This window comes from Chromohalobacter nigrandesensis, assembly GCF_023061285.1.
Classification (GTDB): domain Bacteria; phylum Pseudomonadota; class Gammaproteobacteria; order Pseudomonadales; family Halomonadaceae; genus Chromohalobacter; species Chromohalobacter nigrandesensis.
Map to the genome: position 1 here is coordinate 46,428 of NZ_JAKGAM010000009.1, position 22,055 is coordinate 68,482.

At 62.1% G+C, this 22,055-nt stretch carries 24 protein-coding genes; 8 read left to right on the forward strand and 16 right to left on the reverse strand.

The genetic code is table 11. The annotated features are described in order from the left end of the window. Nucleotides 1-30 precede the first annotated feature (30 nt). Entirely contained in the window at nt 31-2,559 is a 2,529-nt protein-coding gene (locus tag L1073_RS11650) for an ABC transporter permease (RefSeq protein WP_246899467.1), read from the reverse strand. Continuing rightward, nucleotides 2,556-3,275 carry an ABC transporter ATP-binding protein gene (locus L1073_RS11655; protein WP_246899469.1) on the reverse strand — a complete coding sequence of 240 codons (720 nt, stop codon included), beginning with the start codon at nt 3,273-3,275 and terminating at the stop codon, nt 2,556-2,558. The genes L1073_RS11650 and L1073_RS11655 overlap by 4 nt, the downstream gene beginning before the upstream one ends. On the opposite strand from L1073_RS11655, the gene L1073_RS11660 reads away from it, so the two are divergent. From L1073_RS11660 to L1073_RS11675, 4 genes are all read left to right on the forward strand, one after another. Further along, nucleotides 3,274-3,927 carry an arylesterase gene (locus L1073_RS11660; protein WP_425531581.1) on the forward strand — a complete coding sequence of 218 codons (654 nt, stop codon included), beginning with the start codon at nt 3,274-3,276 and terminating at the stop codon, nt 3,925-3,927. The two genes, L1073_RS11655 and L1073_RS11660, sit on opposite strands and share 2 nt — an antisense overlap. Nucleotides 3,928-3,994: 67 nt before the next feature. Then, entirely contained in the window at nt 3,995-4,258 is a 264-nt protein-coding gene (locus tag L1073_RS11665; protein ID WP_246899470.1) for a type II toxin-antitoxin system Phd/YefM family antitoxin, read from the forward strand. Further along, entirely contained in the window at nt 4,255-4,602 is a 348-nt protein-coding gene (locus L1073_RS11670) for a type II toxin-antitoxin system RelE/ParE family toxin (RefSeq protein ID WP_246899472.1), read from the forward strand. Before L1073_RS11665 ends, L1073_RS11670 begins: the two co-directional genes overlap by 4 nt. A gap of 144 nt (nt 4,603-4,746) precedes the next feature. After that, nucleotides 4,747-5,721, forward strand: a complete 975-nt coding sequence (locus tag L1073_RS11675; RefSeq protein WP_246899474.1) for a zinc transporter ZntB — start codon at nt 4,747-4,749, stop codon at nt 5,719-5,721. A 4-nt stretch (nt 5,722-5,725) separates the two neighbouring features. Here the strand turns inward: L1073_RS11675 and L1073_RS11680 are convergent, their stop codons facing one another. Beyond that, nucleotides 5,726-5,998, reverse strand: a complete 273-nt coding sequence (locus L1073_RS11680; protein WP_246899596.1) for an Rdx family protein — start codon at nt 5,996-5,998, stop codon at nt 5,726-5,728. 130 nt (nt 5,999-6,128) lie between these two features. Here L1073_RS11680 and L1073_RS11685 point away from each other — a divergent pair, with 130 nt between their 5' ends. The 3 genes from L1073_RS11685 (at nt 6,129) to ettA (ending at nt 9,730) form a co-directional block, all read left to right on the forward strand. Next, on the forward strand, nt 6,129-7,445 hold the full coding sequence (locus L1073_RS11685) for an MFS transporter (protein ID WP_246899476.1): 1,317 nt from the start codon (nt 6,129-6,131) through the stop codon (nt 7,443-7,445). Nucleotides 7,446-7,516: 71 nt separating this feature from the next. Beyond that, nucleotides 7,517-7,951: a PAS domain-containing protein gene (locus L1073_RS11690; protein ID WP_246899478.1), complete on the forward strand. Its 435-nt coding sequence runs from the start codon at nt 7,517-7,519 to the stop codon at nt 7,949-7,951. Between the two features lie 117 nt (nt 7,952-8,068). Then, nucleotides 8,069-9,730, forward strand: coding sequence for an energy-dependent translational throttle protein EttA (ettA, locus tag L1073_RS11695; protein ID WP_246899480.1), 1,662 nt, complete (start codon nt 8,069-8,071; stop codon nt 9,728-9,730). A gap of 156 nt (nt 9,731-9,886) precedes the next feature. Here the strand turns inward: ettA and lpxL are convergent, their stop codons facing one another. From lpxL to ftsB, 12 genes are all read right to left on the reverse strand, one after another. Beyond that, nucleotides 9,887-10,801 (reverse strand): LpxL/LpxP family Kdo(2)-lipid IV(A) lauroyl/palmitoleoyl acyltransferase, encoded by a 915-nt coding sequence (lpxL, locus tag L1073_RS11700; RefSeq protein WP_246899481.1) that lies wholly within the window; start codon nt 10,799-10,801, stop codon nt 9,887-9,889. 43 nt (nt 10,802-10,844) lie between these two features. Next, complete coding sequence (gene alr, locus L1073_RS11705; RefSeq protein ID WP_246899483.1) at nt 10,845-11,939, reverse strand: alanine racemase; 1,095 nt, start codon at nt 11,937-11,939, stop codon at nt 10,845-10,847. A gap of 131 nt (nt 11,940-12,070) precedes the next feature. Further along, nucleotides 12,071-13,522 carry a TolC family outer membrane protein gene (locus L1073_RS11710; RefSeq protein ID WP_246899485.1) on the reverse strand — a complete coding sequence of 484 codons (1,452 nt, stop codon included), beginning with the start codon at nt 13,520-13,522 and terminating at the stop codon, nt 12,071-12,073. A 287-nt stretch (nt 13,523-13,809) separates the two neighbouring features. Continuing rightward, entirely contained in the window at nt 13,810-14,787 is a 978-nt protein-coding gene (gene rpoS / locus L1073_RS11715) for an RNA polymerase sigma factor RpoS (protein WP_246899487.1), read from the reverse strand. 122 nt (nt 14,788-14,909) lie between these two features. Continuing rightward, a complete protein-coding gene (locus L1073_RS11720) occupies nt 14,910-16,037 on the reverse strand; it encodes a peptidoglycan DD-metalloendopeptidase family protein (RefSeq protein ID WP_246899489.1) in 1,128 nt (375 codons plus the stop codon). Next, nucleotides 16,030-16,971 carry a DUF368 domain-containing protein gene (locus L1073_RS11725; protein WP_246899491.1) on the reverse strand — a complete coding sequence of 314 codons (942 nt, stop codon included), beginning with the start codon at nt 16,969-16,971 and terminating at the stop codon, nt 16,030-16,032. The genes L1073_RS11720 and L1073_RS11725 overlap by 8 nt, the downstream gene beginning before the upstream one ends. Next, the gene (locus L1073_RS11730) at nt 16,968-17,660 is read right to left on the reverse strand and encodes a protein-L-isoaspartate(D-aspartate) O-methyltransferase (protein WP_246899493.1); all 693 of its coding nucleotides are present in this window, start codon (nt 17,658-17,660) and stop codon (nt 16,968-16,970) included. The genes L1073_RS11725 and L1073_RS11730 overlap by 4 nt, the downstream gene beginning before the upstream one ends. After that, on the reverse strand, nt 17,641-18,393 hold the full coding sequence (gene surE, locus L1073_RS11735; protein WP_246899495.1) for a 5'/3'-nucleotidase SurE: 753 nt from the start codon (nt 18,391-18,393) through the stop codon (nt 17,641-17,643). The genes L1073_RS11730 and surE overlap by 20 nt, the downstream gene beginning before the upstream one ends. 36 nt (nt 18,394-18,429) lie before the next feature. Continuing rightward, entirely contained in the window at nt 18,430-19,476 is a 1,047-nt protein-coding gene (gene truD, locus L1073_RS11740) for a tRNA pseudouridine(13) synthase TruD (protein ID WP_246899496.1), read from the reverse strand. After that, complete coding sequence (ispF, locus tag L1073_RS11745) at nt 19,473-19,961, reverse strand: 2-C-methyl-D-erythritol 2,4-cyclodiphosphate synthase (protein ID WP_246899498.1); 489 nt, start codon at nt 19,959-19,961, stop codon at nt 19,473-19,475. The genes truD and ispF overlap by 4 nt, the downstream gene beginning before the upstream one ends. After that, nucleotides 19,958-20,680, reverse strand: a complete 723-nt coding sequence (gene ispD, locus L1073_RS11750) for a 2-C-methyl-D-erythritol 4-phosphate cytidylyltransferase (RefSeq protein ID WP_246899499.1) — start codon at nt 20,678-20,680, stop codon at nt 19,958-19,960. Before ispD ends, ispF begins: the two co-directional genes overlap by 4 nt. After that, on the reverse strand, nt 20,677-21,042 hold the full coding sequence (gene ftsB, locus L1073_RS11755) for a cell division protein FtsB (RefSeq protein ID WP_246899500.1): 366 nt from the start codon (nt 21,040-21,042) through the stop codon (nt 20,677-20,679). The genes ispD and ftsB overlap by 4 nt, the downstream gene beginning before the upstream one ends. Nucleotides 21,043-21,168: 126 nt before the next feature. Here ftsB and L1073_RS11760 point away from each other — a divergent pair, with 126 nt between their 5' ends. After that, entirely contained in the window at nt 21,169-21,480 is a 312-nt protein-coding gene (locus tag L1073_RS11760) for a YqfO family protein (protein WP_246899502.1), read from the forward strand. A gap of 5 nt (nt 21,481-21,485) precedes the next feature. Here the strand turns inward: L1073_RS11760 and L1073_RS11765 are convergent, their stop codons facing one another. Next, nucleotides 21,486-22,043, reverse strand: a complete 558-nt coding sequence (locus L1073_RS11765; protein ID WP_246899504.1) for an NUDIX hydrolase — start codon at nt 22,041-22,043, stop codon at nt 21,486-21,488. Nucleotides 22,044-22,055 lie beyond the last annotated feature (12 nt).

Sequence of the window (22,055 nt, forward strand, 5' to 3'; positions counted from 1 at the left end):
CAAAATAATATTAGCTCTCGGCTCGAAACTTCAGGTCTCCCCCAACAGCCGCAGGCTTTCCATGGGTGCCTGACGACGTACCTGACGCGTCAATAGATGGCCGATGCCTCCAATGAGCAGCCCACCGCCTATGGGCATCACGACCCATAGTGGCCAATGCAGGCGCAGCGGCAGGTCGAACCACATCAAGTAGACGCCCAGCGCCGCCGCTTCCGCCAGCAATGCGCCCAGCAGGCCGCTGGCAATACCCAGCAGGGCGAATTCAGCCCCTTGAATCCGTGCGATCATGCGGTCGCCGGCACCGAACACACGCAGCAAGGCACTTTCATGAGCACGCATCGGGCGGCTCGCGGTAAGCGCGGCGTAGAGCACGCTGATCCCCGCCAGCAACACGAACACCAGCACCAGTTCGATGGCACGCGTCACTTGCACCAGCAATTCGCGCACTTGCTCGAGAATCGCGTCGACATTGAGTAGCGAGACGCCAGGATAGCGCGAGACCAGCTTGCCGATGGTCGTCTGGCGCTCGTCCTCCAGGTGGAACGCCGTGATATAGCTGTGGCTGAAGCGCTCGAGCGTCCCCGGAGGAAAGATCACGAAGAAGTTGGGGCGAAAGCTTTCCCAGTCGAGACTGCGCAGGCTGGTGACGCGTCCCTCGATCGCTTCACCACCGATATCGAACCGCAGCACCTCGCCCAATGTCACGCCCAGGCGCTCGGCCAGATCCTGCTCCATGGAGATGGGTACCGGGCGGTCGTCTTCGACAGACGCATCCGCATCGAACCATTCGCCAGCGACGATGCGATTGCCCTCAGGCAGTGTCTCGCGCCACGTCAGATTGAGCTCACGGCGCAGCACGTTAGCGTCACGTTGATCGGCCGGCACTGAGTCCTCGGCGGCGTCACCATCGATGGCGACCAGCCGCCCACGCACGATGGGATACAGGGCACTACGCGTATCGCTGGCACCCTTGACGATCTCGCGGAAGCCTTCGCGCTCGGCCGGCTGGATATTGATGGCAAAGTAGTTGGGCGTATCCTCGGGCAACTGCGATTCCCAAGCGGTCACCAGATCGCCGCGCACCAGGGCGATGATCGCCATGGCCGCAAAGGTGACCGAGAAGGCCAGCAACTGCCCCAGGCTGGCATGTCGGCGACGTGCCAGTTGACGCGCACCAAGACGCCAGGCATGCCGCGCGCCGTGGCGGCGCTCCCCGGCGACGCCTCGCACCAGTCGCAGCAGACCCGAGAGTAGTCCGTGACCCAATAACCACAGCGCCGCCAGCGCCAGTTCGCCGCCGATCAGAAGCCCCAGCGAGAGCGTGAAATCGCCCGAATACAACCACAGCAAGGCGCCGAACACCCCACTGGCGATGACCACCACGGCCCAGCCGGCCATGGGCACGGGATCGAGCTCGCGTCGCAGTACCTTGAGCGCGCTCACCCGCTTGAGACGCAACAAGGTGGGACCGGCGAAGCCAATGAGCACCGCCAACGCCGTGAGTACCCCCATCAATAACGGCAATGGCCCCGGCGGCGGCAGCTCGAGCGGCAGAAAATTCGTCAGAATCACCAGCAAGCCCGCCTGTCCCAGCAGGCCCAATAGCGCGCCTACCACCGCCGCCGCCAATGCCAGCCAGGCGAGCTGCAGGGCAAACAATGTCACCAGCTGTCGCTGCGAGGCGCCGAAACAGCGCAGCAACGCCGCCGTATCCAAATGGCGATCGACATAGCGGCGCGTCGCCATGGCCACTGCCACTCCCGCCAGCAATACCGCCGCCAGCCCCGACAGACTCAGGTAACGCTGGGCGCGATCCAGCGCACCGCCCAGCCGGGGCCGGTCTTCGCGCACGTCGCGCACCTCGACGCCGTTGCCGCGCAGCCTCTCCAGGCGCGACTGCACGCGCGCCACGGCCTCGGGCGGCCCCTTGGCCAACAGCTCGTATTCGAGCCGCGAGCCGGGCTGCACCAGGTCAGTCGCCGCCAAATCGTCGCGGTGCATCATCACGCGCGGATTAAAGGCCGAGAATCCCGCGCCCTGATCCGGCTCGCGCTCGATCAGGCCGCTCACGGTGAGCGTGCTGTCGCCTATCGCGAGCGAGTCACCGATGCCGAGTTCCATCAGCCGCGCCAGACGCGGCGCTACCCACACGCTGCCGGGTGCGGGACCATGAGCCAGTGTCTCGAGGCCCTCACCACGCTCGACGCGCACTTGCCCATACAGCGGGTAAGCGGCGTCAACGACCTTGAGGTTGGCCGGTTGAAAGGCATCGTCGCGACTGACCATCGAGATCAGGTCGACCTGCTGCGAGAGCGCCAGCCCAGCATCGCGCAGCGTCTGGCGAAGCTCTTCGGAGAAGGGATCGCTCTGCTCGAGCACCAGATCGCCGCCCATCAGTTGTCCGGCCTGCCGAGTCAGCCCCCGGTCGAGTCGATCCAGGAAGAAACCGATCATCGTCGAGGCCGCCACCGCCAACGCCAGCGCCACGAACAGCGCCCGCACATCGGCGGCACGAAGATCGCGCCACAACCCCTTGAGCGATAGCGAGAGAGCCTTCACAAGGCCACCTCTTCATGGCTCATGGCCTGCAGGCGTCCTTCTTCAAGGCGCAGGCAACGCCCGCAGCGGCGCGCCAGGGCATGATCGTGTGTGACCAATATCAGGGTCGTGCCCATTTCCCGATTGAGCTCGAACAGCAAGTCGATGATATGCGCCCCCGTGGTGCGATCGAGGTTACCGGTGGGCTCATCAGCGAAGACCAGCTTTGGATGGCTGACGAAGGCACGCGCCACCGCCACGCGTTGCTGCTCACCGCCGGAGAGTTGCTTGGGTAGATGGCCGAGCCGTTCGCCGAGCCCGACTCTCGTCAACCAGGTGCGCGCTCGCTGCTCATCATCGCCCGAAGGCGAAAGCTCCTGGGGCAGCAGAACATTTTCCAGCGCCGTCAGCGTAGGCAGGAGCTGGAAGTTCTGAAACACGAACCCCACTTGCCCAGCACGTAGCCGCGCCCGGCCGTCCTCGTCCAGGGTGCTCAGCGATTCACCGAATAACTGGATATCACCTTCACTGGGCGTATCCAGCCCTGCCAGTAAGCCCAGCAGGGTCGACTTGCCCGATCCGGAACTCCCCAGAATGGCCACGCTCTCGCCGCCATGGACGTCCAACGCCAAGTCGTCGAGAATCGTCAGTACACGCTCACCGCTGCGCACGCGCTGTGTAACGTGACTTGCGTGTAAAATGGGTGCTTTCGCTTCACTCAAGGAGTCGTCGGACATGCGTGAGAGTTCCTTTTCCTGGATACGCGGAGGCATGCGCGTCCTGATGGTCGCCATGTTGTGCTTCGCTGCAGGACATGCCGTGAATGCCCGCGCCAATACCCTGCTGGTAGTCGGTGATAGCCTGAGCGCGGCCCACGGTATCGAGCGCGACGCCGGCTGGATCAACTTGCTTCGACAGCGCCTGGGCAGTCAACACCAAGTAATCAACGCCAGCATCGGCGGTGACACCACCTCGAGCGGCGCAGCACGCCTGCCGGAACTGCTCGAGCGTCACGCTCCGGATATCGTGCTGCTCGAACTGGGCGGTAACGACGGCCTGCGCGGGCTGTCACCGCAGCAGATGAAGCTCAATTTGCGTGACATGATCGAAAAAAGCCAGGCCGCCGACGCACGCGTACTGCTGCTGGGTATCGAAATACCACCCAATTACGGCGCTTCTTACACCGATGCCTTTCGCGGCGTCTTCCGACAGCTCAGTGAAGAATACGACATTCCCTTGGTGCCCTTCATTCTCGACGGCATCGCCCTGCAAGACGCCATGATGCAGGACGACGGCATTCATCCCACCGCCGAGGCACAGCCGATCATTCTCGACAATGTGTGGCCCAAGCTGAAAGCCCTGCTATCCGACGATGCCGATAAGCCGTAATCATCACGTTGTTTGCGGACCATAATTGGACCAAAATAGAACCATTGGATCCTGGAGGAAGGTCGCCATGCGCACCGAAACCATCAGCTACTTGAAGCAAAATGCCGCTACCCTGGATGTGGAAGAACCGCTGGTGATTACCCAGAAGGGCAAGCCGACCTACGTGGTTGAATCCTACGCTGCCCATGAACGCCGAGAGCAGGCCATCGCACTGCTCAAGTTGCTGGGCCTGGGCGAAAAGAGCCGCGAGGAAGGCAAAACCATGAACGCCGAGGAATTCATGGCGAAACTGCAGGCACGCCATGCAACCGAACGAGGCGAATCGATGTGAACGCCCCCATCGAGATCAGCTTCGAGCAGACGGCTGATGCAACGCTGGAAGCCTGTGAGCATTTCCTGATCGACAAGCTGGAGATGCCAATCGACCAAGCCCAGGCGCTTTCCTTGCGACTGCTCTCGATGACATCCGAGCGGCTATCACAAAGACCCGGTACCTATCGTATTTGTCGCCTCGCCCTGGAGATGGGCGTCAGCCATTATCGTGAACTATTGATCGACGACTACCGGATCATCTATCGCTTCTGGCCCGACGAAAACCAAGTCTCCATCTACCTCTTCGCCCACCAGCGGCAGGATTTCAAGCAGTTGTTGTTCGAGTATCAACTGCTGAGCTAATGCTCCATCATCTGCGACCCCGCCTTCTCCTACTGTTGTAACGATTGTTGCAACACCCATTCCTCGGTTGATTTTGCTCATATCAGCGATGACTATTTAACGCATATTTACCGTGCAGAGTGAATCGTCGACGAGGAGATCCCGATGAGTGACATGGACACCGCGCTGGTGGCCGCCTACCGATTGAACGGCCAAGGCGGTGGCGAATTATTGAGCGTACGCGACCTGCAGGCCGCCTGGGGCGGTGATGAGGCGCCCATGTGGATGCATCTCGACTTTCGCCACGACGATATCGCGACCTATCTCAACGACTTGGCCGAGCTCGACGAGACAGTGGTCGAGGCGTTGCTCGAGGAAGACACGCGTCCGCGCGTTGCCAAGTTCGGGCGCGGCATCGTCACCACGCTGCGCGGCGTCAACCACAACCCCGGCGCTGCCATGGACGACATGATCTCGCTGCGGGTGTGGATGACACCCAAACGCATGATTACGCTGCGTCGCCGGCCGCTGAAGGCCGCCAGCGATGTGCGTGAACGCCTGGATGCCGGCGAAGGCGCGTTGTCGGTGCCCGACCTCCTCGCCTGGCTGGTCGAGGCGCTGGTGGACCAGGTCGGCGACTATTCACACCAACTCGATAACGCCCTCGGCGAACTCGAGGAATTGCAACTCGCCAAGAGCGCTGTCGACGCCGATGACCTCACTCGGCTACGCCGCCCCTTCATCACCCTGCGGCGCTTCATGGGGCCGCAGCGCGACTGTCTTTCACAGCTTGCCCAGAGCCCTCAGTGGCTCGATGAGACGACCCAGGTTGCATTGCGCGAGAACGCCAATCAGCTCTCACGCTACGTCGAGGATTTCAGCGCCATGCAGGAGCGCGCGTTGATCCTCCAGGAGCAGATCTGGAGCGAGCACAACGAGCAGCTCAACCAGCGCATGTACATGCTGGCCATCATCACGACCGTTTTCCTGCCCTTGAGCTTCTTGACTGGACTATTGGGCATCAACGTAGGCGGCATCCCCGGCGCCGACAGCCCCTACGGTTTTGCCGTCTTCATCACCATCACCCTGGTGATGGGGCTGGGTGTGATGTGGCTACTCAAGCGTAAGCATTGGTGGTGAGGCTTTATCGATCGGTATGCCCCAGGTCGCGCGCCGGATCGAGCCGGTCGCGCACCTGCTGCTTGAGCCATTTGATATCCGGGAAGCCGCCGTCGCGCTTGCGCTCCCAGATCACATCGTCGTCATCGTAAACGACCTCGAAATGGCCGCCGTGGCTGGGTGCCAACGCCACTTGCTCGAGGTCTTCGCCGAAGGTCTGCAGCAGTTCCTGGGCATACCACCCGGCGCGTAACAACCAGTGACATTGCGTGCAATAATGGATGCGAATGCGGGACATGGCGAGCGCGCCTCCGTCGGTGGATAGGGCGGTCATGATGCGGTGGCCGCTCCCCTCGAACAAGTCTTTCAATCGTGCTCAGCCAGTCAGCCAGGACATAACGTGAAGACACAACGTAAGGACAAAACGCATGGGTGATCGTGCCTCCTCCTTGACGCGACTCTACGAGCGCTTGACCGGCGACGAAGACAGCCGGCTATGCAAGGACATTCCCGAGGCCGCCTGCCATGAGCAGCCCGGCAACTTCCTGCGCCACTTACTGGCTTCACTGGGCAACAAGCTCGCCGATGAGCTCTCCAGTGCCCGCCTGGTATTGCCGTGGCTGCTGGGCGCCCTCGGTGCGCCGGTGTGGATGATCGGCTTCCTGGTGCCGATCCGCGAGGCCGGTGCCCTGCTACCGCAAGTATTCGTCGCCAGCTACATTCGCCTCAAGGCGATTCGCAAGGGCGTATGGGTGACCGGCGGCATCGTGCAAGCGCTCGCGGCGCTGGTCATGGCCATCATGGCGCTGTTCGGCCAGGGCGCCTGGGGCGGCGCCATCGTTCTCGCAGCCTTGGTAGTGCTGTCACTCGGCCGCGGACTCTCGTCGATTGCCACCAAGGACGTGCTGGGCAAGACGATTTCCAAGCAACGTCGTGGCACGCTCATGGGCTGGAGCGGTAGTGCCGCAGGTGCCATCACATTGGCCGTGGGCGCTGTACTGATGCTGTTCGGCGACCGCCCGGGGCAGGTGGCGCTGGCGATCCTGTTGCTCATCGCCACGCTCGGCTGGGCGCTCAATGCGCTCTGCGCATCACGCATCCAGGAAGAACCCGGCGCCACCGAGGGCGGCCAGAATGTCTGGAGCAGCCTCGGCGAAGGCCTGCATCTGCTGCGTACCGATCGCCACTTCCTGCATTTCAACATGGCGCGAGCACTGCTGCTTTCCAGCGCGCTGGCACTGCCCTATATCGCCCTGCTGGGGCAACGACAAAGTGGCTCCAACCTCGGCGGCCTGGGCATCATGATCCTGGTCTCGGGCCTGGCGGGCATGCTCGCCAGCCCGATCTGGGGCAAGCTTGCAGACCGTTCCAGCCGCAAGGTGATGCGCGACAGCGCCGTGATTGCCGCATTGTGTTGCGCGGCGGCGGCATTGATCGCCTGGCTTCCCGGCGCATGGAGCGAGAATGTATGGCCGTACGCGCTGGTCTACGCGCTGCTCGTCATCGCTCATGCCGGCGTGCGCCTGGGCCGCAAGACCTACGTGGTCGACATGGCGGGAAGCGACAAGCGTGCCCTGTATGTCGCACTCTCCAATACCTTCACCGGCATTCTCATGTTGCTGGTAGGCGGGCTACTGGGCGCCATCGCACACGTCACCGGCAGCGCTGGACTGTTGCTGGTCCTGGCGCTGTGCGCCTTGGGTGCAGCCGCCTCCAGCCAGCGTCTGCCAGAGGTCGAGATGTAATACGTCGCGTTGAAATCCACCCCCGGCATGGCCATGATGAGTGCATGACAGTCCCAAGGAACGCAGAGACGATGAAACGACCTCCGATGATCAGCCCGGCGCTACTTGAACGTATTGTCAATGCGTCAGATGATGGCATCGTGGTGGCCGAACAGGAAGGTGACGAAACCATCCTGATCTATGCCAACCAAGGCTTCGAACGGCTCACCGGCTACAGTACCGACGAGATCCTCTATCGCGACTGCCGTTTCCTGCAGAACGGCGACCACGACCAGCCTCAACTGGATAACATTCGCCAGGCGATCCGCGCAGGACAACCCTGCCAGGTGGTCTTGCGAAACTATCGCAAGGACGGCTCGATGTTCTGGAACGAACTCTCGATCACGCCTGTCTACGACGATGAAGACCAGCTGACCTACTTCGTCGGCGTGCAGAAGGATGTCACCGCGCATGTCGAAGCGATGCAGGAACTCGAGCGTCTACGCGCCGAACGCGGGCAGGCCTGAGGAGGCGTTTCAAGCAACGGGGCTTGCGTGAAGCAGACGCGTATCGCGCTAGCCTTTACGCGACGCCCCCTCTATCATCGTTACTTGTGATCCATTTCCCAACCAAACCGGAATTCCATGGCGCAATACGTCTATACCATGAATCGGGTGGGCAAGATCGTCCCCCCCAAGCATGAAATCCTCAAAGATATTTCGCTTTCCTTCTTCCCTGGCGCAAAGATCGGCGTGCTCGGCCTCAACGGCGCGGGCAAGTCCACTCTGCTACGGATCATGGCCGGTGTGGACAAGGAATATAACGGCGAAGCGCGTCCCATGCCGGGCATCAACATCGGCTATCTGCCGCAGGAGCCCGAGCTCGACGACGCCAAGAACGTCCGCGAGACGGTCGAAGAAGCCTTGAGCGAGATCACCGAGGCACAGGCACAGCTCGAAGCGGTATATGTTGCTTACGCCGAGCCGGATGCCGATTTCGATGCCTTGGCCGCCAAGCAAGCACGTCTCGAGGACCTCATCGAGGCTGCCGACGCGCACAACATCGAGCGCAAGCTGGAAGTCGCCGCCGAGGCCCTGCGTCTACCGCCCTGGGATGCCAAGGTCGGCAACCTCTCCGGGGGTGAGCGCCGCCGCGTGGCATTGTGCCGCTTGTTGCTCTCGAGCCCGGACATGCTATTGCTCGACGAGCCGACCAACCACCTCGACGCCGAATCGGTGGCCTGGCTGGAACGCTACCTGCACGACTACAGCGGCACCGTGGTGGCGATCACCCACGACCGCTATTTCCTCGACAACGTCGCCGGCTGGATTCTCGAGCTGGATCGCGGGCAAGGTATTCCCTTCGAGGGCAACTACTCGCAGTGGCTGGAATCGAAGGAGAAACGCCTCGAGCAGGAAGCCAAGCAGGAGGCTTCCAAGAACAAGGCGATCAAGCAGGAGCTCGAGTGGGTGCGCAGCAACGCCAAGGGTCGTCAGACCAAGAGCAAGGCGCGCCTGAACCGCTTCGAGGAAATGCAATCCGGCGATTTCCAGAAGCGCAACGAGACCAACGAGATCTACATTCCGCCCGGTCCGCGTCTCGGCGACAAGGTCATCGAGTTCCACGACGTGGCCAAGCGCTTCGACGACAAGCTGCTGTTCGAGAACCTCTCGTTCCAGCTACCCAAGGGTGCCATCGTGGGCATCGTCGGCGGCAACGGCGCAGGCAAGTCCACGCTGTTCAAGCTGATCGCCGGCATGGAAGAGCCCGACAGCGGCGAAGTCGTTACCGGCGAGACCGTGGACATCGCCTACGTGGAGCAGTTGCGCGATCACCTCGACGACAAGCAGACCGTCTGGGAAGCGGTGTCCGACGGCCAGGACATGATCAGCATCAATGGCTACGAGATGTCGTCGCGCGCCTACGTGGGACGCTTCAACTTCAAGGGCAACGATCAGCAAAAACGTCTATCGGAGCTCTCCGGGGGCGAGCGCGGTCGCTTGCAACTGGCTCAGACCCTCAAGCAAGGCGCCAACGTCCTGCTGCTCGACGAACCCTCCAACGATCTCGATATCGAGACGCTACGTGCCCTGGAAGAAGCGCTGCTCGCCTTCCCCGGCTGCGCGCTAGTGATCTCGCACGACCGCTGGTTCCTCGACCGTATCGCGACCCATATCCTCGCCTATGAAGGGGATTCCAGCGTTAAGTTTTTCGAGGGCAACTACAGCGAGTACGAGGAAGACTATCGCCAGCGCGTGGGCAACGACACACCCAAGCGCATGAAGTACAAGCGTATCGACGCCTGACCGGCTCCGCCGGAGACGTAAGAACGCCCGCTGCGCGGGCTGAAGTTTGAAGCTGGAAGAAGACCCCACAACCGCCAGGTTCGTGGGGTCTTTTTATGACTCCCCTCTTCCAGGCGCGAAGCGGGCGTTCTTCCCGGCTTTTATAGACGCTAAGCGTCAATAAAAGCCGGGCTCGCCCTTCGGACGTGTCTTGAAACGCCTATGCAGCCATAGATACTGCTCTGGATGGCGGCGAATGGCGGCCTCGATGACAGCATTGATGCGGGTGGCATCGGCCACCTCGTCACCGCTGGGGAAGTCCTCCAGGGGCGGCAGGTATTCCACCGTATACGTCTCGTCCTCGGGGTTGCGATGAAAAATCAACGGAATCACCGGCGCCCCGGTCATGCGGGCGATCTTCGCGGTGAGCCTGACCGTCGCCGCCTCGACGCCGAAAAAAGGCGCAAAGACGCTAGCATCACGCCCGAAGTCCTGATCCGGCGAGTACCACACGGCATGCCCTTCCTTGATACGACGCACCACGCCGCGTAGATCGTAGCGATCTAGAATCGCGTCGAAGTAAGGGGCCCGAGCCCGGTCCATGAAACGAGCGAAGAGGGGATTGTCATGGGGACGCTGGACGGCATCGGCGCGAAAGTAAAGCGCATGCAGCGCGGCCCCGAGATCGAGGGTCGAGAAGTGCACTCCGAGGATCAACGCCCCTTTACCCTCGGCCTCCAGCTTGGCCCTGTGCTCCTGGCCCTTGAAGACGACCCGGTGGCGCAGATGCTCAGGATTCCGACACCAGGCGGTGGCCGTCTCGATCAGACCGATACCGTTGGCGATGAAGGTCTCGCGGACCAGTCTTGCCTGCTGCCGCTCGTCCCTCTCGGGAAAGCACAGTCGGATATTGGTCTCGGTGATGTGGCGTCGCCGCCGCGCGAAACGCCAGGCGCATAGCCCAATGACCCGCCCTACCGCCATCTTGAAACGCCAGGGTAACCAAGCACCGAGACGCATGGCCCCAATGGCCAGCCAGGTGAGCCAATAGCGGGGATGAGCGAAACTGTCAGGAAATGCGTGCTTGGCCATGTCTCTCTCGGGTCATCGAAACGCCGCTCATTGTAGCGGATTTTTACACGGTATCGGCCATCCGATAGCGACGCGGCACGCGGGGTAATACACCGGTCATCAGCGTATAACTGATGGTATCGCAGTGACGCGCCACTTCGTCGATGGGCAACCCTTCGCCCCATAGTACGACCTGGCTACCGATGTTCGCTTCGGGCACTTCGGTAATATCGACCGTCAGCATATCCATGGAGACCTTGCCGGCCAATGGCGTACGCATTCCCTCGACGAGCACCGGCGTACCATCGCGTGCATGGCGATCGTAGCCATCGCCGTAACCGCAGGCGACCACGCCGATGCGCGACGGGCGCGGCGCCCGCCAGCGTCCGCCATAGCCGACCGCTTCTCCGGTTGCCAGTTCACGCACCGCGATGATCTCGGAGCGCAAGGTCATCACCGGCTTAAGGGCGCGACTGGCATCGTTGGCGCCTTCCAACGGATCGCTGCCGTAAAGCATGACACCCGGGCGATTCCAATCGCCATGCGCCTGAGGCCAGGCCAGCGTGGCCGGCGAATTGGCGAGGCACACCGGGGCCCCGAGCCGTACACGCAGCGCTTCGATACACGCCAGCTGGCGATGGAAGTACGCCGGCTCGAGCGCATCGGCGGTGGCGAAGTGCGTCATCAGGTGCAGATCGGTCACCTGGGCCGGCGCCGCTTTTAGACGCTGCCAACGCGCCTCGAACGCCTCCGGCGCAAATCCCAGACGATGCATGCCGGAATCCAGCTTGAGCCAGGTTGGAATCGGCGCCCGAGGCCGATACGCCAGCAAGGCGTCGAGCTGCCAATCGCTATGCACGGCGATCCATAATCGATGTGCGTCGATGAGCGGTAATTCCTCGGCGGTGAAGAATCCCTCCAGCAGCATGATCGGCTGCGCGATTCCCGCGTCGCGCAGTGCGACCGCTTCCTCGAGACTCGCGACGGCGAAAGCAGGCGCCATATCGGCCAGGGCGTTGGCGCATTGTGTCGCCCCATGGCCGTAGGCATTCGCCTTGATGACCGCCATGGCGCGACTGTGCGGCGCTTGATCGTAGGCAAGACGATAATTGTGGCGCAAGGCGCCCAGATCGATATCGGCGATCAACGGCCGGGACATGGCAAACGTTCCTTCTGAAAGGCAATAACGGGCGCCTATTCTACCTCGCCCGCACGATATGGTGCGCGGCACGACGCAAAACGCCGCACCCGAAGGTGCGGCGTGACGAATCGCGCTTGTCGAGCCTCGCGTCAGGGCGTGGACGACTGCTCCATCGTGGGTCGCTCGCCGATGTCGTCCATCTGGCTCATGCCGCCATCTTCGGGCAGGCGTAGCGTCACGGTCTGAGTCTCCCGCAGCCATTGGTTGAGATCGCGAATTACGTCTTGATCGAGCACCCCAGCTTGCTGGCGAAGCTCCACCATATCGGTCACGTAGGTATAACGCGCATCGGCATAGTCGGAGATCGCCTGATACAAGGCTTGCTCGGCGTCAAGCACGTCGACGATATTGCGGGTTCCCACCTCGTAGCCGGAGCGCGTCGCTTCCAGCGCGCTACGGTTGGAGACAATCGCCTGCCGCTGGGCCTCGACGCTTTCGACATCGTTCATGACCCGCGTGAACAGCGAGCGTACCTGCTGCGTGGTATCGCGACGCTGGGCCTCGAAATCGTACTGTGTCGCCTCCAGCGTGTAGGTCTGCTGACGCACCTGGGCACTGGTCGACCCACCGCTGTAGATAGGCAGCGAGGCCTGGAGCCCGACTTGCGTATCCGCGTTGTGGCCATCCAGATAATCCTGGTCGCTATCCGAATAGTTATAGTTGGCGAAGGCCGAGAGCGTCGGTTTATGGCCGGCTTCCGCCTGCTCGACTTCCGCCTGGGAGACATCGACCGCAGCCTGCGCCGCCTGCACGCTGGGGTTGTTGGCGATCGCCATCTGAATCCAGTTATCGCGCCCCGCCGGCTCGGGAGACTCGATGGGAATATCGTCCGACAAGGCGTCGATGCTGTCGTAACGCTTGCCGGTCAGGCGCTCGAGCGCCTCGAAACTGACCTGCAGGTCGTTTTCGGCGGAAATACGTTGGGAGCGGGCCAGGTCGTAAGACGCCTGCGCCTCATCCACGTCGGTGGTCGCCACCAGGCCGACATCGAACTGCTCCTGCGCCTGGTCGAGCTGACGCTTGATCGCTTTCTCTTGGGAAATACTCGCCTCGAGCACGTCATTGGCGCGCAGGATCTCGAAATACGCCGAGGCGACATCGTAGAGCAACTGCTGACGGTCGGCTTGCAGCAAGAGCGCTTGCTGGCCGGTCTCGCGCTTGGCGATTTCAAGCTCGGCCCAACTCGTAGCGTCATAAAGCGCCTGGGTCAATTCAAGCCCGGCACTGGTCGAGTTGTAGCTATCCTCGGAGTTCCCCACACCACTCTGAGTACCACCCTCCTGACTCTCAAGCGTGTTGTTGTGCGCGACCTGCGCGGTCGCGTCAATCTGCGGCAACAAGCTGCCACGCGCCACATCACGCCCGGCATCGACACTCTGGAAGGTCGACTGCGAGGCGCCCAGAGTAGCGTTGTTCTGCAGCGCGTCCTGAGTAATGGTCCACAAATCGGCGGCGTGCGCCTGAGAGGTGACAGCAGCGGCGATCAACACCGGCAATAGACGCAGCCGAAATTTCGGCGATGACGGCTCTCGAGAGGACATCGGCTTGGGTTCCTTACTTTTGACGTACGTTCTTTTGACGCACGGTCTTTTGACGAACGTGCCTTGAACTGACTTGCTTGAGCGGGCTAGACACGGACTCGACGACCGGCAGCGTCACCGCCAACATTGGCATCGGGGTTACATACAATGCCGCATGTATTGCCTCAGATCAATGTATCAGGCGAATAAGCAAGTACCAAGAAAGTCCAAGGATAGCGTGGAAAGCGCGTCATTGCCGTGACAAGTCAGCGGCATGACAAGCCATGCGGCCCGTCATGCCTGGCGCGTCATTCAAAAATCGAGTCCAGCGACAATCCTTGCTTCTCCAGTACTCGGCGCAATTTTTTCAACGCCTCGACCTGAATCTGACGTACCCGCTCACGGGTCAGACCGATTTCCGCCCCGACATCCTCGAGGGTCGCGGCTTCATGTCCGCGCAAGCCGAAACGACGCACGACGACTTCCATCTGTTTGTCGGTCAACTCCGCCAGCCAGTCGTCGACGTGCTGCTTGACGTCGTTGCCGACCAGTAACGACTCGGGACCGGCTTCATTTTCATCGGCTAGCGTGTCGATCAAGGGCTTATCGCTTTCGCTGCCCATCGGATAATCGACCGACGACACGCGCTCGTTGAGCCCGAGCATCTTCTTGACGGTGCCTACCGGCTTGTCCAGAAAATCGGCTATTTCCTCGGCCGTGGCTTCATGATCGAGTCGCTGTGTCAGCTCGCGCGCGGCGCGCAGGTAAATATTGAGTTCTTTGACCACATGAATGGGCAGGCGAATCGTGCGCGTTTGATTCATCAGCGCCCGTTCGATGGTCTGGCGAATCCACCAGGTCGCATAGGTCGAGAAACGAAAGCCCCGTTCGGGGTCGAACTTTTCCACGGCACGAATCAGGCCGAGGTTGCCTTCCTCGATCAGATCGAGCAGTGACAACCCCCGGTTGAGATAGCGTCTGGCGATCTTGACCACCAGACGCAGATTGGACTCGATCATGCGCTGACGCCCGGCGGGATCGCCCTTCTGGGCCAGGCGCCCGTAGTGCACCTCTTCTTCGGGGGTCAAAAGCGGCGAAAAGCCGATTTCATTGAGGTAAATCTGTGTTGCATCGAGACTTTGATGGTAACTTTTTTCGTCACGATTCAATGCCTTCTCGAACGCATCGTCATCCTTGTCGCTAGCGACCTCTCCGGCATCGACTTCTATTTCATTGTCGACGTTGTCGAGGTCCACACCCTGAATATCCCGCTCCAGCATGCTCATATCCGATACCCCACTTTACTGCTGCCGATTTGATAACCACGGCCGGAGCGTGCGAGCCACCGGCCATGGCGGACTACCCGTTTATTGTTGTGCGCATGTTCAGGGTTTGAGTCCTACCGTGCTCAACGCGACGGCAGATACTCCATTGGATCTTGAGGCTGGCCGTCCTGGCGCACCTCGAAATGCAGCTTGACGCGGTCGGCATCGGTATCGCCCATGGTGGCAATGGCTTCTCCTGCTTCGACGACATCGTTTTCCTCCACGCGCAGTGTATCGTTATGCGCATAAGCACTCAGGAAATGGTCGTTATGCTTGAGAATGATGAGGTTGCCATATCCACGGACGCCACTGCCGGCATACACCACGATACCCGGACCCGCCGCCTTGACAGGTTGCCCCTTTTCACCGGCGATATCAATGCCGGCCGTCACGGTGGAATTGTCGTCGAAACCATTGACGACATCGCCCTCGGTGGGCCACTGCCAAGCCACATCTTCGACCGGCTGGTACTCGCGTTGAGAGCGGTCGGGCGTCGCGTCGCTTTCACCGGCGACGCTCGTACCGGCCTCTTGGGTGGACTCGGACTGCTCGGATTTCTCAGACTGCTCGTCGCCCGTCGCCTGCTCGTCCGTGCTAGGCGCACTATCTTCTTGCGCCTCTTGCCGCTCATCGTTGGCGGCTGACGAATCCGAAGCATCGCTCTCGTCTTGGTTATCGCGCGCGGACTCGTCGGCCGCCTCGTCCGCGTCGTAGACCGGCCCCGGCGCACCGCTTCCGCTTGCCTTGGAAGCGGCCCCTACGGCCTGCGAGTCGATAGAGGCGACTGCCAGATCACGATCTTGCGACGACGCGCCATCCGCCGGTGTCAGCCAGTCATCGTCCTGCGCACCAGCATTCGTATCGGCACCACCGCCAAGTGGGGTAGCCACCGCACCATCTATCTCGTCGGACGCGTCGCTTGACGTTGCCTCGGCGTCGCCATCGGGGCTCAGACGTAGCGTTTGCCCCGGATCGAGACGGTAAGGGGGCGTAATATCATTGAGTTGCGCCAAATCGCGGAAATCGAGGTTATTCTGCCAGGCAATGCCATACAGAGTATCGCCCGATTTGACGGTATACGAACTCGGCGGGTCGCTGTTACGACTGACCGAGAGATCCTGCACCTGAGGCGCGCCGCTGGAACTTGCGCATCCCGCCAGTCCCAGCGCCACGAGCCCTAGCGCGGGTAGTAGTCGACGAGCGTCAGACATGGGTTCGATCCTCTTTAAACGGGGAAGGACTGCGTTCTCCGATGACCATGACCAGCACCAAGCCTGCGATCATCAAGGCGACCGCCGCCAATAAGTGGGCTGGTTCACCGGTGATCGCGCTATAGTCCGAAGGCATGAGATAGCGATAATCGAGCGGCACGATCTGGCCATCGCCGGCAAGGCGGTAGCTGGCGAGTTCGCGCCATGGCCAGAGTTGCGGTAACGAGCCGAAAATGAAACCGACCAGGGTCAAGAGCGTGCCCCTTCGGTAGTGATGAAAAAGCCATGAGAGTATGCGCGAGAAAACCATCAAGCCGATGACACAGCCCGCACCGAAGGTCGCGATCAAGGGCAGGTCGGCACTCTTGATGCCCTCCATGACCGTCCCATAGAGTCCCATCACCAGTAATAGAAAACTCCCCGAGACGCCCGGCAGGAGCATCGCGCTGATAGCGATGGCGCCTCCCACCAACAATACCCACTGACTGGCTTCGCTGGGTGCCGGCAACAGGCTGGGCAGCCACAGGGCCACGCAGACGCCCAGAATCAAGGGAAAAATGTGCTGCCACTGCCAGTGGCCGACCTGTCGACCCACGACGACGGCCGAAGCCAGCACGAGGCCGAAGAAGAAAGCATTGAGCAACAGTTGATGATGATCGAGCAGCCAGGTCACGAGGTGCGCGACACTCACCAGACTCACACCGATGCCCAGCAGCAAGGGCACCAGAAACGCCAGGTTAAGATAGTCGGCAAGTCCCTTCAGACCACCGCGGCGCCACGCCCCGAAGGCGCGGGGGCCGAATTGCTTGATCGAGTGAATCAACTCCTCGTAGATGCCGGTGATGAACGCAATGGTGCCGCCGGACACTCCGGGTACCGCGTCTGCGGCGCCCATTCCGGCGCCTTTGAAGAAAAGCGTCAGGTAACGCTTCATTGTATGACCCCTTCCAGTAGCGGTACGAATCTGACCCGCTCGAGCCGCGTGCGTTCGAAGGTGGCACCGCAACGCCGCACACGTGTCAGCCATTGGCAGCCGGCCTCATCCTCCAGCGGCGCGATCAGTTGCCCTCCGTCATCCAGTTGGGATAACAGCTCCTGAGGTAGCACGCTGGCACAGGCGGTGAAGAGGATGACATCGAAGGGGGCAGCCTGCGGCCATCCATGTCCGCCGTCTTCATGGCGCAGGCGCACGTTATTGACGCCCAGCATGGCCAAACGCGAGGCGGCACTACGATGCAAGGCACCGATGCGTTCGATGCTCCACACCGACTCGACCAGGCGCGCCAGGATCAACGTCTGGTAGCCCGAGCCGGTCCCGACTTCCAGCACGCGTCGCGGCTGCGCGGCCAGCACCAGCTCGGTCATGCGTGCCACGATCCACGGCTGCGAGAGCGTCTGGCCATGGCCCAGCGGCAAGGCGGTATCTTCATAGGCGCGGTGCGCCAGCGCCTCGTCGAGGAAGACGTGACGTGGTTCGCGCGCCATGGCGTCGAGCACCCGTGTATCACGGATGCCGCCTGCCTGCAGCCGCCGTATCAAGCGATTGCGAGTACGCTGTGAGGTCATGCCGATGCCACCGAGTCGGTGTGTATCATGTGGAGTTTCAGGAATTCGACAATGCATCCAGCCAGTTCCGTACGTCGTCCAACGCCGCATGGCGTGTGAGATCGGTCTGAAGGGGCGTGATCGACACGTATCCCGCTTCAATGGCCGCGAAATCGGTGTCCGCACCATCATCGGCGTTATCGCCGACGGCGGCAATCCAATAACGTTCGCGGCCACGCGGATCTTTCACCTTCATCGGCTGGGCCGCAGGGCCGCGATACCCCATCCGCGTCACGCGTACGCCCTGAATGTCTTCCCAGGGCACATCCGGCACATTGACGTTGAGCAGGCTGCGGGGCGGCAAGGACAATGACTCCGCCGCTCCCACCAGGGTCGCCGCGACGCGCCCGGCGGTCTCGAAATAGCGCGCACCGCAAAGCGATACGGCAATTGCCGCCATGCCTAGATTGCGTCCTTCCATGGCGGCGGCCACGGTGCCCGAATACAGCACGTCATCGCCCAGATTGCTGCCATGATTGATACCCGAAATCACCAGGTCAGGCTTCTCGTCCCAGACCCCGTTGACGCCCAGATACACACAATCGGCCGGCGTGCCGTCGACGGAATAGAAGCCGTTGTCGAGTGACGTCAATGCCAGGGGACGCGTTAGCGTCAACGAGTTGCTGGCGCCGCTCTTGTCGCGGTCCGGTGCCACCACCCGCAGGCGCCCATGTGCCGAAAGTGCATCGTGAAGCGCACGCAGCCCCGGTGCATGGACGCCATCATCGTTGGATAACAGTAACTTGCGCATATCTGTCCTCTTGTTTTCCTGATAGCCGATATTCCTTCACAGCAACGGATGATGCATCAGCTCGCGCAATACCGAGGTGGCGAAGGCGCCGCGCGGCAAGCCGAAGCCAAGCGTCACCCGATTAGGGGCATCATGCTCCAGCGACGGTGCGTCAAGCGGCACGCATAGCGCGCGTCGATCCATGCGTACGCCGGCCGCTTCGAGTCCCTGCGACAGGGCCTCATGCCGCGCCGCGAGCCGCGTTTCTTCCTCAGCCACCTCCGCGACACTCTCCAGACGCCCGCGTCCCCACATAGGGCCGGTGGGCGTAACGTCGCCGCGTGCGGCGCGTTCGTGCAAGGCGGCGTCGACCTCGTCGGCCACGAAGCGACTGGCCGTTCCCGCCAGCGTCAGCACATCGCCAGGACACGGCGTCCGCCAAGTCTGCGCGCGCAGTCGTGCGGCCAGCACCTCATTGAACAGGAAGCTGCGCGCTGCGGAAAGCTGCATGCCATGCGGATCGTCACGCTTGCGCCAACCACGCGTGAAAGCCTTCTGGGCAAGCACCAGGTTGCGCCCTTCGCGGCCGAAGCGTTGCGGGCCGAAGTAATTGGGCACGCCGACCGTACACAGGGTACGCCAACGACACGCCAGATCGGGATGCGAGGCGACCTCACCGCTCAGACGGAGCGTGAAACGATTGGTACGGTGTACGCCGCGCTTGAGCTTGCGGGGATGACGTTGTGCGTCAAGGACCACGATTCCCACGTCGCTGAGCTGGACAGCGAAGGCGTCAGGGGCATCACGCCCAGGCAGATGCACCGAGAGCCATTGGCGAGTGACCGCGACGCGGTCCTTGAGGCCGCTATAGCCCACGTCGCGCGGGCGCACGCCACACACTCGCGCCACATGCTTGGCGGCTTCCGGCGTGGTCAGATCGCGCTTCTCGATCCACAACCAAAGGTGCTCGCCCTGCCCTTCCGGCGCGAAATCGAACACCTCCTCGACGATGAAGTCCTCGGGCGTCATGCGGAACTCGCCCGACGCCAGCGGCCCGCCGTGAACACGCGGCCAATCGGGTGGCCAGAGCGACATATCGCTCATGTCGCGTCCGCGCGTGTCAGCAGCACCACGGCTTCGGCGGCGATGCCTTCCTTGCGCCCGGTGAAGCCAAGCCGCTCGCTAGTGGTTGCCTTGACGTTGACCGCGTCTTCCGCCACACCGAGCGTTTCGGCGATACGCGTGCGCATCAGCGCGATGTAATCGGCCAGGCGCGGCGCTTGGGCGATCACGGTAGTATCCAGGTTGACGATCCGATAACCCTTGGCGGCGGCTTGGTCATGTACCTGTCGCAGCAATTCACGACTGTCGGCACCCGCCCAGGCCGCGTCGGTATCGGGAAAATGATGGCCGATATCGCCCAGGCCGCAGGCACCGAGCAGGGCATCGCACAATGCGTGCAACAGGACGTCGCCATCCGAATGGGCGATGAAACCGTGAGTATGCGCGATGCGCACGCCGCCGATCATCAGGTGATCGCCATCACCGAAGCGGTGCACGTCAAAACCGTGGCCAATACGTAACGTCATGAGCATGTCTCGTCGGAAAGCGGGGTATCGCACGCGGTTTCGCTGAGCAGCCGCGTGGCGAGGGAGAGATCCTCGGGATGCGTGATCTTGAGGTTATCCCGGCGGCCGGGCACCAAACGCGGCGCCAGGCCCAGTGCCTCTAGTGCCGAGGCCTCGTCGGTGAGCGCCACGCGTGTCTCGCGGGCATGGTCGAAGGCACGGCACAGCACGCGATAGAAGGCACCTTGCGGGGTCATGGCATGCCATAACCCCTCGCGCGACACGGTATGCACGACGTGACCTTGGGCATCGGCGCGCTTCATGGTGTCCGCCACCGGTGCCGCCAGCAGCCCGCCATCGGGCGAGGTCTCGAGCACGGCGCGTAGACGACGCAAGTCATCGAGCGCCACGCAAGGCCGCGCGACATCATGGACCAACACCAGGTCGTCGTCCGCCGCGACGCCCTCGAGCGATTCCAGCGCGTTGGCCACCGAATCGGCACGTTCACGGCCGCCGGGGACTCGCTGCCAGTCGGCGAAGGGCACCCACTCGGGGGAGAAGCGCGCATCGTCGGCATCCAGGCACAGGCGCAGCGCTGCCTCCGGGAAGGCGGCGTGCAACCGCGCCAAGGTATGTGCCAGTACCGGCCGGCCGGCGATATCGAGATACTGCTTGGGCAAGACGGCCCCCATGCGGCGGCCTTGCCCCGCCGCCGGCACGATCAACCACAAGCGACTCACGGTGCGACCTCCTCGGGCATCGCCGCCGCCTTCTCGGGGTCGCCCTGCAGCGTAGTGGCACTTTGTTCCAGAATGGAGCGCTCGGCGGTCACGCCGGGCACCCAGAAAAACTGCTCATCGCGGCGTACCATGCCCAGGTCGCTGCGTGCCCGTTCCTCGATGGCATCGAGTCCTTTCTTGAGATCGATCACCTCCGCCGCCAGGCGGTCATTGCGCGCCTGCAGCCGGTCGTTTTTTTCTTCGAGCACATCGGCACGGTGACGAATATGGTTGAGTTCGCGCACTCCCCCTTCACCGAACCACAGGTGATACTGCAGTAGACCGATCAGTACCACTAGCGCTATGCATACCCACTTCAACATCGTTGGTTCCGTCCTGGACCGACAGCTGCCCGGCATTATGCCATCATCAAGGCACCCGCGCAGTCCGTGCGGCGAGCCAATCGCCGCGCGACGCGCCCCGCTGACCACGATGTCAAGGAGCCTCGCATGTACAAACTCGCGTTTTTCGTTCCCATGGACGACGCCGAATGCGTCAAGGAAGCCATATTCGCCACCGGTGCCGGGCGCATCGGCGACTACGAAGCCTGCTGCTTCCAGACGCCCGGACAGGGCCAGTTCCGCCCGCTAGACGGTGCCGACCCGCATATCGGCAAAGTCGGCGCGCTCAGCCACGTCGAGGAGCTTAAGGTCGAGCTGGTCTGCGAGGACGATCACCTGGAAGCCGCCGTAGCGGCGCTCAAACTAGCCCATCCCTACGAGGAACCGGCATATGAGGCCTGGCGCCTGGCAGACGTCTAGGCGCGTTACGCGCTGCCCAGGTAACGTTCACGGTCTTCGGCGGTGATGTCGCTGACATGCAGCGGATAGTCACCGCCCCGACGATCGTCGAAGTAGTGGCGCAAGGTACGTTCGATGGTGGGAAAAGCTAACTCGTGCCAGGGAATCTCGGCCTCCTCGAACAACGCCACCTCGAGGCTCTCGGGGCCGGGCGCGTAGTCGCCGCGCAACGCCCCACGGAAGATCATGTAGACCTGATTGATGTGTGGCAGATTAATGAGCGTATAAAGCCCCTCGAGATCGACCTCGGCGCAGGCCTCCTCGCGGGTCTCACGCATGGCAGCCTCGGACGTGGTCTCGCCGTTTTCCATGTAGCCGGCAGGCAGCGTCCAGTAGCCCATGCGAGGCGAGATCGCGCGGCGACACAACAAGACGCGCTCCCCTGCCACCGGCAAGGTACCCGCCACGATGCGTGGATTCTGATAATGGATGGTGCCGCATGCATCGCACAGAAAACGCCCGCGATCGTCACCCTCGGGAATCGCGAAACGCACGGTTTGGCCACAATGGCTACAGAAATTCATGATCGTCCTCGG

Excerpts from the sequence above, each read along its gene's own strand:
- surE (WP_246899495.1), bottom strand. The coding sequence starts at position 18,393 with ATGCGCAAGTTACTGTTATCCAACGATGATGGCGTCCATGCACCGGGG.
- L1073_RS11680 (WP_246899596.1), bottom strand. The coding sequence starts at position 5,998 with ATGTCCCGCATTCGCATCCATTATTGCACGCAATGTCACTGGTTGTTA.
- L1073_RS11720 (WP_246899489.1), bottom strand. The coding sequence starts at position 16,037 with ATGTCTGACGCTCGTCGACTACTACCCGCGCTAGGGCTCGTGGCGCTG.
- L1073_RS11730 (WP_246899493.1), bottom strand. The coding sequence starts at position 17,660 with ATGCATTGTCGAATTCCTGAAACTCCACATGATACACACCGACTCGGT.
- ftsB (WP_246899500.1), bottom strand. The coding sequence starts at position 21,042 with ATGTTGAAGTGGGTATGCATAGCGCTAGTGGTACTGATCGGTCTACTG.
- ispF (WP_246899498.1), bottom strand. The coding sequence starts at position 19,961 with ATGACGTTACGTATTGGCCACGGTTTTGACGTGCACCGCTTCGGTGAT.
- L1073_RS11665 (WP_246899470.1), top strand. The coding sequence starts at position 3,995 with ATGCGCACCGAAACCATCAGCTACTTGAAGCAAAATGCCGCTACCCTG.
- ettA (WP_246899480.1), top strand. The coding sequence starts at position 8,069 with ATGGCGCAATACGTCTATACCATGAATCGGGTGGGCAAGATCGTCCCC.
- L1073_RS11760 (WP_246899502.1), top strand. The coding sequence starts at position 21,169 with ATGTACAAACTCGCGTTTTTCGTTCCCATGGACGACGCCGAATGCGTC.
- truD (WP_246899496.1), bottom strand. The coding sequence starts at position 19,476 with ATGAGCGATATGTCGCTCTGGCCACCCGATTGGCCGCGTGTTCACGGC.
- L1073_RS11660 (WP_425531581.1), top strand. The coding sequence starts at position 3,274 with ATGCGTGAGAGTTCCTTTTCCTGGATACGCGGAGGCATGCGCGTCCTG.
- L1073_RS11685 (WP_246899476.1), top strand. The coding sequence starts at position 6,129 with ATGGGTGATCGTGCCTCCTCCTTGACGCGACTCTACGAGCGCTTGACC.
- L1073_RS11690 (WP_246899478.1), top strand. The coding sequence starts at position 7,517 with ATGAAACGACCTCCGATGATCAGCCCGGCGCTACTTGAACGTATTGTC.
- L1073_RS11725 (WP_246899491.1), bottom strand. The coding sequence starts at position 16,971 with ATGAAGCGTTACCTGACGCTTTTCTTCAAAGGCGCCGGAATGGGCGCC.
- lpxL (WP_246899481.1), bottom strand. The coding sequence starts at position 10,801 with ATGGCCAAGCACGCATTTCCTGACAGTTTCGCTCATCCCCGCTATTGG.
- L1073_RS11675 (WP_246899474.1), top strand. The coding sequence starts at position 4,747 with ATGAGTGACATGGACACCGCGCTGGTGGCCGCCTACCGATTGAACGGC.
- L1073_RS11655 (WP_246899469.1), bottom strand. The coding sequence starts at position 3,275 with ATGTCCGACGACTCCTTGAGTGAAGCGAAAGCACCCATTTTACACGCA.
- L1073_RS11710 (WP_246899485.1), bottom strand. The coding sequence starts at position 13,522 with ATGTCCTCTCGAGAGCCGTCATCGCCGAAATTTCGGCTGCGTCTATTG.
- L1073_RS11765 (WP_246899504.1), bottom strand. The coding sequence starts at position 22,043 with ATGAATTTCTGTAGCCATTGTGGCCAAACCGTGCGTTTCGCGATTCCC.
- alr (WP_246899483.1), bottom strand. The coding sequence starts at position 11,939 with ATGTCCCGGCCGTTGATCGCCGATATCGATCTGGGCGCCTTGCGCCAC.
- rpoS (WP_246899487.1), bottom strand. The coding sequence starts at position 14,787 with ATGAGCATGCTGGAGCGGGATATTCAGGGTGTGGACCTCGACAACGTC.